This is a genomic window from Shivajiella indica, from assembly GCF_042683085.1.
Taxonomy (GTDB): domain Bacteria; phylum Bacteroidota; class Bacteroidia; order Cytophagales; family Cyclobacteriaceae; genus Shivajiella; species Shivajiella indica.
Window position 1 is genome coordinate 78,259 of record NZ_JBHUIV010000014.1, and the last position, 15,728, is coordinate 93,986.

General features: G+C 39.3%; 13 protein-coding genes. 4 read left to right on the top strand and 9 right to left on the bottom strand.

Going from position 1 to position 15,728, the window contains the following annotated elements:
- Positions 1–116 precede the first annotated feature (116 nt).
- Positions 117–1,790 (bottom strand): amidase, encoded by a 1,674-nt coding sequence (locus ACFSKV_RS08875; protein ID WP_380801602.1) that lies wholly within the window; start codon positions 1,788–1,790, stop codon positions 117–119.
- Positions 1,791–1,863: 73 nt separating this feature from the next.
- On the opposite strand from ACFSKV_RS08875, the gene ACFSKV_RS08880 reads away from it, so the two are divergent.
- Entirely contained in the window at positions 1,864–2,301 is a 438-nt protein-coding gene (locus tag ACFSKV_RS08880) for a hypothetical protein (protein WP_380801603.1), read from the top strand.
- A gap of 14 nt (positions 2,302–2,315) precedes the next feature.
- Here ACFSKV_RS08880 and ACFSKV_RS08885 read toward each other — a convergent pair whose 3' ends face one another.
- The 6 genes from ACFSKV_RS08885 to ACFSKV_RS08910 all read right to left on the bottom strand — a co-directional run bounded on the left by ACFSKV_RS08885 (position 2,316) and on the right by ACFSKV_RS08910 (position 9,582).
- Entirely contained in the window at positions 2,316–3,056 is a 741-nt protein-coding gene (locus tag ACFSKV_RS08885) for a formylglycine-generating enzyme family protein (protein ID WP_380801604.1), read from the bottom strand.
- Positions 3,057–3,165: 109 nt separating this feature from the next.
- Positions 3,166–3,906, bottom strand: coding sequence for a 3-keto-disaccharide hydrolase (locus ACFSKV_RS08890; protein ID WP_380801605.1), 741 nt, complete (start codon positions 3,904–3,906; stop codon positions 3,166–3,168).
- Positions 3,907–3,917: 11 nt separating this feature from the next.
- Positions 3,918–6,761, bottom strand: a complete 2,844-nt coding sequence (locus ACFSKV_RS08895; protein ID WP_380801606.1) for a PQQ-dependent sugar dehydrogenase — start codon at positions 6,759–6,761, stop codon at positions 3,918–3,920.
- 270 nt (positions 6,762–7,031) lie between these two features.
- Complete coding sequence (gene fumC / locus ACFSKV_RS08900; protein WP_380801607.1) at positions 7,032–8,432, bottom strand: class II fumarate hydratase; 1,401 nt, start codon at positions 8,430–8,432, stop codon at positions 7,032–7,034.
- Positions 8,433–8,550: 118 nt separating this feature from the next.
- The gene (locus ACFSKV_RS08905; protein WP_380801608.1) at positions 8,551–9,021 is read right to left on the bottom strand and encodes a hypothetical protein; all 471 of its coding nucleotides are present in this window, start codon (positions 9,019–9,021) and stop codon (positions 8,551–8,553) included.
- Positions 9,022–9,201: 180 nt separating this feature from the next.
- Entirely contained in the window at positions 9,202–9,582 is a 381-nt protein-coding gene (locus tag ACFSKV_RS08910) for a RidA family protein (protein WP_380801609.1), read from the bottom strand.
- A 158-nt stretch (positions 9,583–9,740) separates the two neighbouring features.
- Here ACFSKV_RS08910 and kynU point away from each other — a divergent pair, with 158 nt between their 5' ends.
- The gene (gene kynU, locus ACFSKV_RS08915) at positions 9,741–11,027 is read left to right on the top strand and encodes a kynureninase (RefSeq protein WP_380801610.1); all 1,287 of its coding nucleotides are present in this window, start codon (positions 9,741–9,743) and stop codon (positions 11,025–11,027) included.
- A 26-nt stretch (positions 11,028–11,053) separates the two neighbouring features.
- Positions 11,054–12,409, top strand: coding sequence for an FAD-dependent oxidoreductase (locus tag ACFSKV_RS08920; protein ID WP_380801611.1), 1,356 nt, complete (start codon positions 11,054–11,056; stop codon positions 12,407–12,409).
- A 765-nt stretch (positions 12,410–13,174) separates the two neighbouring features.
- Here the strand turns inward: ACFSKV_RS08920 and ACFSKV_RS08925 are convergent.
- Complete coding sequence (locus ACFSKV_RS08925; RefSeq protein ID WP_380801612.1) at positions 13,175–14,089, bottom strand: M28 family peptidase; 915 nt, start codon at positions 14,087–14,089, stop codon at positions 13,175–13,177.
- Between the two features lie 74 nt (positions 14,090–14,163).
- Here ACFSKV_RS08925 and ACFSKV_RS08930 point away from each other — a divergent pair, with 74 nt between their 5' ends.
- The gene (locus ACFSKV_RS08930; protein WP_380801613.1) at positions 14,164–15,156 is read left to right on the top strand and encodes an NTPase; all 993 of its coding nucleotides are present in this window, start codon (positions 14,164–14,166) and stop codon (positions 15,154–15,156) included.
- Here the strand turns inward: ACFSKV_RS08930 and yjjX are convergent.
- Positions 15,137–15,706 carry an inosine/xanthosine triphosphatase gene (gene yjjX, locus ACFSKV_RS08935; protein ID WP_380801614.1) on the bottom strand — a complete coding sequence of 190 codons (570 nt, stop codon included), beginning with the start codon at positions 15,704–15,706 and terminating at the stop codon, positions 15,137–15,139. The genes ACFSKV_RS08930 and yjjX overlap by 20 nt on opposite strands.
- Between the last annotated feature and the right edge of the window lie 22 nt (positions 15,707–15,728).

Below are 15,728 nucleotides of genomic sequence, written 5' to 3' on the forward strand. Positions count from 1 at the left end.
TTTCTTTCCCACAAAGCCAACAAAGATGCACAAAGTTTTATCTCTTTGTGGTCCTTTGCATTCTTTGTGGGATATCATAATCATTTAAAGATGGAAGAAAATTCTATTCACTTTGTTTACCTATCAAACAATGGAGGTCTTTTTTCCTGCCAATCGGTATTTTCCTGATATGCCCTTCCCAACATGATCAGTTTTTCTTCATCATACAGATTAGCAAGGAAGGTTATGGAAACCGGGCTACCCTTATCATTAAAACCATTGGGCATGCATAGAGCAGGATGACCGGTCAAGTTGGTAACTTGAAGTTGATTCCCCCCAAATGAAGGTGTCACAATGACATCATATTCCGAAAACAAAGCGTGCATTTCTTCAATGAGGATATTGCGGAACCTATTGGCCTGCAGGTATTCCACTGCCGGTATAAACCTTGAAGAACGGAACAGGTTTGGCCAGGCATTGCGGTGCTGGGCCACCAAAAGCTCATCCCTATCCATTCTGGTCATCTCATCAAAAGCAGCAGCTCCCTCCACGTATAATGATATCAACATAGAGGACACGTCCACAGAAGTTTTCAATTCTACCGGATGCAATTCCACTCCCATACTCTTCAATTCTTCCAAAACCCTCTTATCCTGTTCAGTGGCCCTCTCTCCTTCAAAAAATGAAGCAAAATACCCGACTTTTAAATCTTTAATTGACTTCTTCGCATCATAATTAAAGGCTGCAGAAACCGTACTCTTATCCTTTGGATCGAACCCATTGATAATAGCCAACACTATGGCGTTGTCCAAGGCTGAACGCGATATCGGTCCGATTTTGTCCATACTCCAGCTCAAAGCCATCGCCCCATGCCGGCTCACCCGTCCAAAAGTTGGCCGTAAACCGGTAACTCCATTTCTTGTAGATGGGGACACAATACTTCCCAAAGTTTCCGTACCAATGGCAAAGGGAACCAAACCTGCACTTACTGCAGAGGCAGACCCAGCGGAAGATCCACTGGACCCCTGTTCCAGATTCCAGGGGTTTTTAGTAACTCCCCCATACCAAACATCACCCATGGCCAATGCTCCCAAGGTAAATTTCCCAACCAAAACAGCCCCTGCTTCTTCCAGTTTTTCCACTACAGTGGCAGTTTCATCGATGACCTGATCTTTATATGGCATGGCCCCCCATGTAGTCTTGGTACCTTTTACTGCCAACAAATCTTTAATACCATAAGGGATTCCATGTAATGGACCCCTGTATTTCCCTTGGGCAATCTCTGCATCCATGGCTTTGGCGGATTGAATGGCATCCTCTTCCATAAGTGTAATCAAACACTGTAAAGTATCAGCATAATTCTTAATCCTATCCAAGTAAATCCTGGTAAGCCTTTCGGAGCTGATTTTTTTATGCTGGATCAAAACGGCAAGGTTAGAAATAGGAAGGAAGGCAATATCATGGTCATTGACTGGTAATCCCACTTCTTTCGGTAATCCCCAATTAAAAGGTTTTTGTACCTGTTCCGGAACAAAACCGTGGGGAAGTGGATTAAAATAAAGGGCCGGTGATGTGGCATTCTCCAGCTTTTGAACCCTCATCCGCTCAAAACTGTTTCGGTGGTTGATCAGATTTTGAACCATGCTGTCCCTTTCTGAAGGGGAAAATTCCAAGCCTATTAAAGTTTCTCCCGCTGTGATGATTGCCGGAGTAATATCTCCTGCCCTTTGCCCTGCTATAAAACCTATTGACAATAGCGCTGTCCCCAGAATAAATAATCCGAGCTTTGACTTATATTTCAATGGCATCATGTAGTTTTGTATTTTTATCCAAACCAATTCTAAAGGTAAAAGTTAATTTTCTGGAATATAAAGAATAATCCTTATGGACAAAAACAGCATTATGCCAAGCTTCCCAATGCCAATGCGTGGCTTCTTATTGCTTACAGGAATGTACACTTTTGCCTGGTCTGCTTTCTTCAGGTATTTTGGAGACGATCTTTTGAAGTGGCTATCTATGAATCCCATGGAGACAATGGATTTAAGCGGCAGGGTTTTCGGTTCCATTGGGATGCTGCTCGGTTTTCTGATTTTCCTAAGTGCTTTCTATCCCATCAGTTGGCAATACCTTATTCTCTTAGGAATTATTGGGAAAATAATCTTGGCGACTTGGTTTGTTTTGGTATTTGTACTGGAATTGGGCTGGAACAAACGTACAATCTTCCATTTGGCATTTAATGAATTACTTTGGATAATCCTGCTTTCTATCATCTTTGCGAGATCTTTGAAGGTGAAAAAATATTTAAAAGAACTGCCTGAGTAAGGCTACAAATAAATTTACTTTAATTCTCTTACCAGCCTAAAACCAACATCATATCCATTTCCAGGACCTCCCCCGTGGAATAAGTAGGTAGCATTGGTTACATCTGAAGTAATGCTACCTCCTTTCAGTACATGAACTTCCCCATTTTTGGGTGGAATCGGGTCTGCAAAAACCGCATCATTATAATAATCTTCCACCCATTCCCAAACATTTCCCAACATATCATATAATCCCCAAGGGCTGGTTTTTTTTGTTCCCACAGGTTTTGTGGTTCCTTTGTCAATTTGTTGAATCCAGGCTTGTTCAACAGTTTCTGCCCAGGAAAGTAAGGATTCATTTCCCGCTCTTGCGGCATATTCCCACTCAAACTCTGTTGGTAATCTATAATGGTATATACTATCCATGTCATTGAGTTTCTCAATAAACTCCTGAACCATTTCCCAGGTGACATTTTCAACCGGATGTAAATCGGAATTTTCACCTACTTTTTTTTCATTAAAAAAAGAGGGATTGAAGCCCATGATCTCTTTCCATTGGCCTTGGGTTACCTCATATTTTCCTATGTAAAAGGCTTGCTCAATATTTACCCAAAAACCCGGTCTGGAATCTCTTTCAGCCATTTCCCTACATCTTTGAAAATCTTCCTCTGTCCATTTGACTTCTTCGGGCACATCTCTTGTGTCCGGAAAACTTGGGCATTCAATTTCAATATTTCCAACAAGAAAACTTCCAGGCTCTATCCTTTGGAACTCCATGTTGAAATTTTTTATTGATGGAGATGGCTTTCGTTTCTCTTGTGCATAAAGTACAAAAGACAACAAGCATCCTATAAAAGAAATCATAAGTATTATTCCCTTCATCCCACTATTCTTTTTTTATTTCTTTGATCATAATATTCCTAAATGCATGGACCGCATCCGGTCTCCATGAGAAATCACAGCATCTTCCTCCCGGGACAGGTTGTAAAGTAGCACTCCAATGCAGTTGCAAGGCGATCATACCCTCTGTAGCATCAGCTATCAAATCATTTCTTATCCCTTCAGCGTCCCATATGTGCACCCCATTAATCCAAAGGGTAACCTTAGGTACTTCTCCGGTCATGCGGATATGAAAACTGTTCCATTCTCCTTTTTTCCATACCTCATCCAAATTTTCCACTTGGGCATTAAAAGTGGTTCTCAGCATTTCCCCAAAAAAGTCTCCTGTCCCACTCTCTCCATCTCCTGCCAATTCCAACTGATAGGCAGAACCGCTCTCACTTGATCGGAGAAAAATTCCTCCATTAGTGCCAGGATGTCCTTTAAACTCAAGGTAAAGCTCAAAATCCCGGTATTTTTTATCCGTAAGAATAATCCCTCCCTGTCCATAGGGATATTGCTTCATGATCAGTGCTCCCTCTTCTACATAGAAATTACCCTTGGTTCCATGATGATTGGTTTTACTGAGATGCCAACCATCCAGGTCTTTACCATTAAAGATAGTTTCGAAGCCATCTGGAACCTGAAATTTTTGTCCAAAAACTATATTACCTATAAAAATAAATATAAGAAGGAGCTTATTTCCTCGACCCAATGTATAATTCTTTAGAGAAATATTTATTTCCAAGACCTCATCATTTATTTTAAAAATTCTATTCCCGTCATCATAAGCAAAGCATCACTTTCTTTGGCTTGCAGATTCTTTACCACGATGTAGATATCATGGATACCCTGAGTTTTGGAAACATCAAATACTGCCGGTCTACCCATCGCTTCACCAAAAAATGGCCCCTTTTCTCCTTTTGGTGCAGGGGGCACAGTAAAGGGTTTTCCGATTAACTCTCCCTCCGGGCTGCTCAATCTGATCTCAATGCTGGCCCCCACAAAATGGGACCAATGCCAGAACCTGTTTGGGGCTCCAATTTTAACCTGATTGATACCTGTAAAGTCAATTTCCTTAAAACCTATATAGCCACCTTTTCCTGTGAATATAAAACCTGGATCATTTGTGGAAGGGGTAAATGAAATACCTTCTTCAGAGAAGTAATCCGCATCTTCGGGAGCCAAGACAGGAAATCTCAACAGAAAATAATCTTTGCCCATTAGGTTTAGGCCATCTTTCTCCTTTGAACCTTTGTCCAAATAATTAGCCATAAAAACATAAGAACCCATTTCCAATGGGGTTTGAAAATAGGAATCCAGTCTACCGCCACTAGTCCTTTTGGGAAACCCTTTGGTGATATATTCCCCGGAAGTACCCAATTTGACATTTGAACTATTTGCTAAGTTTATTTCCAAAATATAGTCAATGATCTGAGAAACCTCCTGGCTATTCAGCATGGGTTGAGGGGGCATAGTTATATCTCCCCATTTGCCTGAACCTCCTTCCATGATGCCTTTGGACAGCAAATCCATTGCTTTAGGGTTTTTTTGATACCTTTCAGCAATGTCTCTAAAAGAAGGACCAACCAGTTTTTTGTCCTCCAAATGGCAGGAAAGACAATTGCTTTTTTGAATTAATCCTTTGGCATTTAAATGTTTTAATTTGATGTCCGGATTCAGGTTTCCCTGCCTGTCCAAAGCCTCTAATTGTGGATAATCCATTCCAGATGGGATATATTGTGCGGTAACAGACACCTCCTCTTTCCGGATATTTCCATCAATCAAATTCCCATCTTCACCATCCTCCACAGAGACTTCATATTTGATCAGTCCATCAGGAAAATAGAAACTTTGGTTCCCTTCCAATACTTTGAGTTTTACAATTGGCCTGGTGTTTCCAGCAATAACGAGTAGGGAATCCATTGAGGTAAGCCCATGGGAATCAGTTACTGCAAGGCCAATGAAGTACCTCCCTGCATTTTTTAACACCAAAGAAGGATTTTCAGCAGAGAGGCTTTGTGAAAAGTTGCCCTCAACTTCTTTGACTTCCCAATTATATATTAGTTGATCTCCATCCGGGTCCATACTTCTTTTTGAAGAAAGCATCAATTCAAGAGGTGTTTTGCCATTCAATACATAAGAACTGGCTTGAGCAATAGGTGCTCTATTCCCTTTATTATACTCGATTCTAGAGATCTTGCCCTGTCCTCCAATCCCATATTCTACCAAATACAAATCCCCATTGGGACTAAAATCCATATCCAAAGGTTGGCTATGTGCCAACATATTTGCCGAAAGAAAGCGCTCTATAGAAATAACCTTTTCACGCTGCTCATCCATGGAAACCACCATGATCCAGTTCCGGACATAATCGGTAATAAACCACTTTCCTTCATAATAATCAGGGAATACCCTTTCTGCGTTTGTGGAGAAATCCTGTTTTCTAAAAACCGGGCCACCAACTGCCGATCTAGCAGCACTCCCCAAAATGGGCCACTCTTCAGAAACTTGGTAGGGGTAAGCAATAAGTGCTGGCTGTGCAGTGGGCAGAATTTGAAGACCTGTGTTATTTGGGGAATCATTATAGCTGGAATCAGGCTTATAGGGTTCGCCATATCCCCCCGTTTTATAATCATAACTGTTGTATGCCCTGTTGTAACCGATAAAATATGGCCATCCATAATTTCCTGGCCCTTTGGCCACATTGAACTCATCGTAACCCATAGGCCCAAACTCTTCGGAGTCCATTCCTGCATCAGGACCAACTTCTCCCCAATGTAGGAATTGGGTTTTGGAATCAATTGACAATCTCCATGGGTTTCTGTTGCCCATAATGTAGATTTCAGGTAAAGTTTTTGGGGTATTTTGGGCAAATAAATTTCCTTCAGGAATGCTGTAAGTACCGTCATTATTAGGTTTTATTCTAATAATTGTACCTCTTAAATCATGGGTGTTACCGGCTGTCCTTGCTTCATCTTCTCCTCTTCCACCCTCATTTTCAAAAGGAAGCGGTGCATATTGGGTGGGATGGGAATCTGCCCCAACGCTGAGATACAAATTACCTTCATTGTCCCAGGTCATCCCGCCGCCAAAATGCTGTCCATCCGGTTGTTCCCAAGGGATAGTCAAAATGATTTTCTCAGAGGCCTTATCCAATTTATCCTCTCTATCCAATTCAAACCTGGAAAGCCGTAAAGCATTCCCATTATCAGCTGCTGCTGAATAAAAAAGATACGTCTGACGGCTTTTTTCAAAATCCCTATCCAGTAAAATCCCGATTAAGCCCGGGGCAGTTTCTTTGGTAAGATCCAGGGTTCCCAAAAGTTCGACCACTCCTGTTTTTTCATTGAAGCGTTTGACGTTTCCAACCCGCTCAATCCAATACACATATCCTTTTTGGTCAAATTCTATCTGCAATGGCTCCTCAAGACCTTCTACCAATACTTTTTGAATGAATCTACTATCTTCTGGACGTTGAAGTTCTTTCTGATTTGTGTTTTCCTTACAGCCAAAAAGTAATCCCAAAAAAAATAGAAAGGTGATTTGGAAATTTTCCTTGACAAAAAATATAACAATGGTCTTTTTCAGGGAAATGATCATGCAGGGAAACTTAGGTTTTTAAATGAGCAGTTTTTTAGAATTGAGTAATTTTAAAAATAAAAGTCTTATTGAAGCAATAAACAAGGTGTGAAATCAAGGATTACCTATCAAAAACAATTTTCTCACGCTTTAAGAAAAAAATCAGGAGCAAAGCACTTTTTCCTGGAAAAAGACAATACTCCTGATTTTGAACAGGCTTTAAAAAGAAGTTATAAATACCTCTCAAGTATTCAGTTTTGAATGATTAACCTCAGGGTTAGCCATTTTTGTTTATTTTAAACTTCCAATCATATCTTCTGGCTTGACCCATTCGTCAAACTGCTCATTGGTCAATAAGCCCAAAGCCAAAGCGGCTTCTCTTAAGCTAGTGCCTTCTTTATGCGCTTTTTTCGCAATTGCTGCTGCATTTTCATACCCAATATAAGGGTTTAGGGCTGTCACCAGCATCAGGGAGTTTTCCAAGTGACGCTTGATAAAAGGTGTGTTTGGCTCTATTCCTATGGCACAATTATCGTTGAAGGAAACACAGGCATCTCCGATCAATCTGGCAGATTGAAGGAAGTTGGCAATCATCAGGGGTTTGAATACATTCAGCTCAAAATGTCCGTTTGATCCACCGATGGAAATCGCAACATCATTTCCCATCACCTGGGCAGCCACCATAGTCATGGCCTCCACTTGGGTAGGGTTGACCTTTCCTGGCATAATTGATGACCCAGGCTCATTTTCCGGAATCAGAATTTCTCCGATTCCTGATCTTGGACCTGAGGACAACATTCTGATATCATTGGCAATTTTCATTAAGCTTACTGCCAATTGCTTCAATGCTCCGTGTGTTTCAACGATTCCATCATGCGCTGCCAAGGCCTCAAATTTATTGGGAGCAGAAACCAAGGGCTGTCCTGAAAATTCAGCGATTTTTTTAGCCACCAGTTCTGCATAACCTTTTGGAGTATTCAATCCTGTTCCTACTGCGGTTCCTCCCAATGCAAGTTCGGAAAGATGGGACAAAGTATTTCTCAATGCTTTCAATCCATGGTCCAACTGGGCAACATAACCGGAGAATTCCTGTCCCAATGTCAAAGGAGTGGCATCCATAAAATGGGTTCTTCCAATTTTTACAACACTCATAAAAGCCTCTGATTTTGCCTTCAGGGTATTCCTCAACTTCTCAACGCCAGGAATGGTAGTCTCTACCACCATCTTGTACGCTGCAATATGCATGGCCGTGGGAAAGGTGTCATTAGAAGATTGCGATTTGTTTACATCGTCATTAGGATGTATCTTTTTCTTGGCATCATCCAAAGAACCACCCAACAAAACATGTGCACGATAGGCGATCACTTCATTGGCATTCATATTGGATTGTGTGCCTGAACCTGTTTGCCAGATGACCAAAGGAAATTGATCATCATGCTGTCCTGCCAGGATTTCATCGCATACTTTGGCTATGATATCGGCTTTATCCTGGGCCAAAACACCCAATTCAGCATTGGCCAGGGCAGCTGATTTTTTAAGAATAGCAAATGCCCTAATGATTTCAATAGGCATGCGGTTTCTTTCTCCACCAATTTTGAAATTATTAATGGATCTTTGGGTCTGTGCTCCCCAATATTTGTCCGCAGGAACCTCGACAGGCCCCATGGTATCTTTTTCTATTCTAAAGGTCATGATATGTTTTTTTGAGTTTTTGAGTCCGCTAAAATACGACCTGAAGGCCATAATCCATAGCTAAATCCTTATAAAGTGAATGTGTAAAAGTCTCCCATTCTTTGGACAATCTGCTTTTTCAAAGATTTAAAAGCTCAAAAAAAATCTTTCTTGAAATTCCTATTTTCCTTTTAAAATAGGACCATGCAAAGAGGTAATTGCCTAAACCCAAGGAAAAAGTAATGATAGCATACAGGTAATTTTTGGAGACCATTCCAAAAAATAAGGTCAAAAGAAAAGTAATCAGTGACCAAAAGCCAAGAAAAAAGACCGAACTGGGAAATAAACTGTATTTCAGAAAAAGGATACATCCTTGAGGGGTGGTTTCAAACCTTCCCTTAATCAAAGGCAAAAAGCTGTCCCCCTTTTCAATCAACAAAGAGATACTGAAGCTATCTTCCTCAAAGGAACCATTAAATTTATATCCACTTGCGGTCCTTTCCTGAATGTCCAAAAAATTTATATTTTTTGTTACTTTCTCTAATCTGCCCTCTACCTCATTTTTGCTCAAGGCAGAAACCAAGACCTCACTATGACTTGGGAAAAACATGATAAAGAGTTAACAGATTTCATGGACTAAAGTTAAGCGATGCCTGATGAAAATTGAGTTCCTGTTAGGGGCAAAAAAGCACCTTCATGTTGGATTTTAGCTCTTGATATGGGATTGGAATTAAAGACAAGATTCCAAATAAACCACCTAAAGGTAAATTTTGCCCTTTGGGCCATAAAATCATTTGACCGCAATACAAGAAATCTCCACGTTGACATTTTTTGGAAGCTTGCTCACTTCAACGGTTTCTCTGGCAGGAGGATTGGATTTAAAATATTGGCCATATGCCTCATTGATTGTGGTGAATTGTCCCATATCCTTGATAAATATCGTACATTTAACCACATCAGCAAAAGCAAAGCCCCCAGCTCTCAGGACCGCCTCCAGATTTTTCATCACCGCATGGGTTTCTTCTGTGATATTTTCATTGATCAGTTCGCCTGTATCCGCATCCAATGCAATCTGACCTGAAACATACAATGTATTCCCTGCTTTAACCGCCTGGCTGTATGGTCCAATGGGTGCGGGTGCCTCTTTTGAAAATATGATCTCTTTTGACATCGTCTTAATTTTTCTGCAAAATAGGAATTCATGAATCAACCGCCGAAAGCAAAATGGTTTTTTTGAAAAATGAAACATGGTAAGTTTGAAAAAGCTTCAAACCGAATTTGGCAAGTTCTTGTTAACTTTGGACTCCAACTGTCAAATCAATTAAGAAGATGGAAAAAATCACCTATCAATATTCAGAAGAATTCGCCCAAAAAATGGATGATTCAGATCCACTCAAAGGATTTAGGTCAAAGTTTTTTTTCCCAAAAGTAAATGGACAAGAAGCCGTTTATTTCTGTGGTAACAGTTTGGGCCTCCAACCAAAAAGCGTACAGTCCTATATCCAAAAAGAACTGGATAATTGGGCCAACCTTGCAGTTGATGGTCACTTTATAGGTGAAGATGCTTGGTACCATATCCGAAAAAAATCCAAACCTGCACTCGCGGAAATTGTTGGGGCCCATGAACATGAAGTGGTAGCCATGAATAATTTGAGTTCGAATCTTCATTTTTTAATGGTTTCATTTTACAGACCAACCAAGGAGCGATTTAAAATAATTACGGAAGCCGGTGCATTTCCCTCAGATATGTACATGTTGGAATCACAGGTCAAATTTCACGGTCTGGATCCGGATGAGACCATCATAGAACTTGCTCCTAGAGCGGGGGAGTATACTTTAAGGACCGAAGACATCCTTAAGACCATAGAAAATCAAAAGCATGATTTGGCTTTAGTTATGATGGCAGGACTTCAGTATTATACTGGCCAGGTTTTTGATATGGAGGCAATCAGCAGAGCTGCGCATCAATCAGGAGCTTTGGTAGGATTTGATTTGGCCCATGCAGCTGGAAATGCTCCTTTGCAATTGCATGACTGGGAAGTAGACTTTGCTACCTGGTGCAGTTATAAATACCTGAACTCAGGTCCAGGAAACATATCAGGCATATTTGTGCATGAAAAGCATGCTGAAAGTCCCGATTTACCAAGATTTGCGGGTTGGTGGGGCCATGACGAAGGTGAACGTTTCAGAATGGAAAAGGGATTTAAACCCATGTATGGAGCAGACGGATGGCAATTGGCGAATTCAAATGTGATTGCATTGGCAGCGCATCAAGCCTCCTTGGATATATTCGAAGAAGTAGGAATGGCAAGGCTTAGAAAGAAAAGTGAACTTTTAACTGGATATTTGGAGTTTCTTATTGGGCAAATCAGCGGAGAAACAGGGATTTTGGAAATAATTACACCAAAAAATCCAAAGGAAAGGGGCTGTCAGTTATCTTTGTTGATTCATAAAGGAGGAAAATCAGTATTTGATGAATTCTATAAGAACGGAGTGGTTGGTGATTGGAGACACCCTAATGTAATAAGAATTGCCCCTACCCCGTTATATAACAGCTTCTTAGATATTTACCGATTTGCAAAAATCTTAGAACAATCCCTTCAAAAATTCGCTTAATAAGAAAGGGCAACAATCTCAAACCTATGAAAAAGAATGAAATCAGCATCTTAGGCTCCGGCTTAATAGGATCATTGCTGAGCATATATTTAAGAAAAAGGGATCTTAACGTAACCGTTTACGAAAAAAGAGCCGATAACAGAAATCAGGAATATAAAGAGGAAGGCCGGTCTATCAACATGGCACTCAGTGACAGAGGTTGGAAGGCATTGGAAAAAGCAGGCCTAAAAGATAAAGTTCTTCCTTTGACCATCCCCATGTATGGGAGGAAAATACATAATGAACACGGCGACACCAGCTTTATTCCTTATGGTAAAGAAGGACAGGCTATTTATTCTATATCCAGAGGTAGATTCAATCAGTTGCTTATTAATGAGGCTGAAAAAGTTGGAGTAAAAATTAATTTTGAACATAGAATCGAAGATATAGATCTTCGCTTTAATGAACTGACTGTAAGCAGTCCAGGAAATTTACTTGAAAAAATTTCATCTGAGGTCATTATTGGTTCTGATGGTGCTTATTCCTCTTTAAGGAATGCTATGTTGAAGCAAGTTCGATTTAATTACAAACAGCAATATATCTCCCATGGATACAAAGAATTGAGTATTCCCCCTACTGAATCCGGAGACTTTGCCATGGACCCGAATGCTTTGCATATTTGGCCAAGAGGAAGTTTCATGCTCATTGCGTTACCCAATCCCGATAAATCATTTACCTGTACATTATTCTTGCCTTTTGAGGGAGGTAGGGTCTCTTTTGAGAATATCAGGGATGAAAAAGACTTAAAAGGAATTTTTAAAACTTATTTTGACGATGCCTACCAATTAATGCCACAACTCGCTGATCAGTATTTTACCAATCCAACTTCTGCATTGATTGATATTGAATGTTATCCTTGGATGTTAAATAAAGCCTTATTGATTGGGGATGCCTCACATGCCATGGTTCCTTTTTATGGCCAAGGGATGAACTGTGGATTTGAAGATTGTTATATTCTCGATAACTTGATTGAAAAATTAGGAACAACTGCCTGGGAACTTGTCTTTGCCAAATTCCAAAAAATCAGAAAACCGGATACTGATGCCATTTCCCAATTGGCCATGGAGAATTTTGAGGAAATGAAAGAACAGGTTGCCGATCCAAAATTCATAATCAGGAAGAAAATAGAGGCCAAATTACACCAATTATTTCCAAAAGATTGGATTCCTTTGTATACCATGGTTACCTTCTCTGATATGCCTTACTCTGAGGCTTATGCACTTGGAAAACTGCAGGAAAAAATCATGGATAGAGTCATGGCGGATCCCCTCATTACCGAAAATTGGGATAAAATGGATTATGAAGATATCATTGATCAATTAGATAAAGCAAAAGCTGTTTAATATAAAAGGCTGATTCCTGGAGAATCAGCTTTTTTTTCCCTAACTGGAAACCGACCCTGTTTCAAAATAAAGTGAGGGTTCTTCAATATTGATTTCGTCAAGAATTAGATTTATGGTACTTACAGAAAATTGAATTTCAAAAATTAAAATATGATTTTTCCAATATGATACTTTAATCTTTCTGAAATTACAAAAATGATTAAAAAATTAGGTCTACTTCTTTTTAAAGCTTTGCCTTTCAGATTTAAAATTTTATTCTGAATCTTCGATCCAAATCCCTGAAAAAAATAAACGGATAAATTAAAGTCCTGTTTAGCCAATCATTAAAAAGGCCTCAAATTTGACCGTATTCATAGATGCAAAAAAACAAGCTTTTTTTATCCACATTTATCCACATTTATCCACATAGGTCAATAATTTTGACTTATATGTCTGATTTTCAGATGTTTAGCTAAATTGAGAAACATACCTATTTGTGGATATCTAACTGGAAATGAGTTTTTTACAAAAATTATTAAAGTGAATAGCAGTGGATAATTTCACCAAACAGAATAATGTTTCAACCTTTATATTCTTGGATTTATCTAATATTTGATCCCTTTCTCTTCCACAAAATTTCAAGTAATTTTTATTGAAATTATTTTCCTGAAGCCTATTTAATTGAAAATCAAAAAGCTAAGGAATTTTATTCCTTCCCAAATAAAAAAGTTTAATTTTTTATTAAATTAACTATATTGATAAGTTTGAAGTCAACATCAATTCCAATCATTTCTTCTCAATCATACCATTGTCCAAAGAAATGATAATTTCCAGGATAAGCTCTACTGTCGAAACATAAAATTCGGGATGAATATTTTCAAAGATGTCTGTTTCTTTATGGTAATCTTTATGATCTTCCACGCCAAAATAAATAAACGGAATATCATTGATAAAAAACTGTGAGTGGTCAGAAGACATTGTCCAGTCTTTCAGACTCGAACCAGGTTCATCATGTCCAAATAGGAGCTTGGGTTGACGGCCTTCGCTTACTTTATGGATCATGGGTTTTAAAAATGGAAAATGATAGGTTCCTACTGCATAGATTTCGTTGTCATCATTTCTACTGACCATATCCAAGTTGATATTCAAAACTACATTCTTCAAGTCAAATGGAAAATCTGCTACCAAAGCCTTAGCCCCCTGGTGTCCCATTTCCTCAGCATCCAAAGCAACAAACATCATTGAATGTTTAGGCCTGTTTCGGGAAAAATAAGCCGCTATGGCCATAACTGCGGCAGTACCTGAAGCATTGTCGTCAGCACCGTTGAAAATACTTTCCCCTATTTTACCCAAATGATCATAATGGGCCATGATAACTATTAATTGATCTGTTTGCTCACCTGGAATAAAACCAACAATATTGGCTGCATTTTCCATAACTCGACCATCCCTTCTGTTAACAAAGCTAAAATATTGAGTAAAATCAGGATATTGAGAGGTCAATCCCAATTCCTGAAATCTATGCTTAATAAATTGTCTGGCAAGTAAGCTTCCATTAGAGAGTGGCTTTCTGCCTTCAAGATGATCTGAAGCCAAATATTCAAGATCTGCCAATAATTGAATTGAATTTATCTTTTGGGCTGAAACTAAAACCGGTATAAGGCAAAAAATGATTAAGGCATTTCTCAATAATTTCCCCATTTTAGAGTTTATATTTTGTCATTAAGTATATTTCGTAAAAATATAAAGGAAAATTACCAGAATACATTTAACCAATGAAATATCTTTCTGCATTGCTGCTTTTCTCCCTTATCCAAACCACATCCTGGGGCCAGGGAGGATTGCCGGATTATTTTTTGGATGGAAAATCGGTGGTTTTGATTTCTAATTCACCACAGGCAAGGCCAGCCATGGAATGGCAGGATATTGCTGAAATCATACATCCAGCCATACTGGAAGCCGGAGGAGACCCTGTATCATATTATGAATTGGAAGATGTCGCACTTTCCGAAGAAATTCAGGCCGGCTATGCAGCTGCATTTAATAAAAGACAGATACGCTCCATTATTATATTTACCAGAAAGTCCAATGGGGATCTTGCCTTTCACATAGCTCCTTTCACCCAAAATAAAAACTTAGTACCAAGTTCAGGTGTATGGGGAATTCAGGCCACCTCCCTGGATCTTTTGGTAGAAAACTTAAATAATCTCGGAAAAACCTCAAAATCAAATAATCTCTTGGTGCTTGAAGTTCCTGAATTTCCGCTTTCTGAATCAGGCATTCAAGGTGCAAAAAAATTCATCGCAAAAAATCCCTTAAACCTGGATGTCTTTAAATTGGGCATTCCTTTATCTGGATCTTCTGGTGATGCAGGTTTGCTTATGTCTTACAGATATGATATGTTGGGCAAAACTGAACAGGCAATTCTAGCCGAACAGGCCTCTGAAAGGGCAGGATTGGAACAATTGCTTGAAGCACATTATCCTTATCAATATGAATTCCTAACCTCCATAAAAGGAGATGCGGAATTGGTCAGAGAGAGAATCCAGTTTATTTTGGTACGACTTGAAGGAAAAGAAGGAGATTTGATGAAAAGTATGGGGCTTGAAATAGAAAATCCTGATGAAAAAACAAGAATAGTTGTTAAATATTACATAAGGTTAATCATCCGGGATGAACTTTATTTTGGGCCTGTCTGGGATGCAGACCCGGATTGGAGAAAGGCCTTATCCTCTTTCCTTGATAACCTTAAAATAAATCTTCCTTGATAAATGGAATCAGGGCCAGAACCACGGCCTGTTGGTAGTATTCCTTTCTGTCAATTGCCCCATTTGTTAAAATTCCAACAGCCCCATTTCCCTGTTTCGAATTGGATCTTTCAAAAACAATGTCATCGGCTTCCCCAAGCTCCATTCCAGTATCAACTAAATCAAGGATTGCTTTTGGCAGAAAAAAAGTTGAGGTCTTTGATTTTCCTATTTTATCTTCTTTATCCAATACAACAACCCAAGCAAAAGCCTGCATTTCTCCCGAAACTCTTTCGACACCGCCTTCAATACCCACCCAAAAATCTGCCTCAGGGAAAACTGCCTTGGAATTTTTAGCCCTATTCATTGCTCCTTTCAATGTTTCCTCATCCCCAAAAGGTTGATCTGAAACACCTGATCCAACATTGAGCCCCTCAACCAAAAATGCCCCGGTAAAGGCCTGATGAAATGCAGCATCCGTACTGGCAATTTTAACTGGATTTTTACTCCCTACAATTATTAGTTTTTGGCGAAGTTCTTCTTGTATATTTCTTCTTTTTGGAAAATTCATGGTTTTATGAGTAGGGTAATAA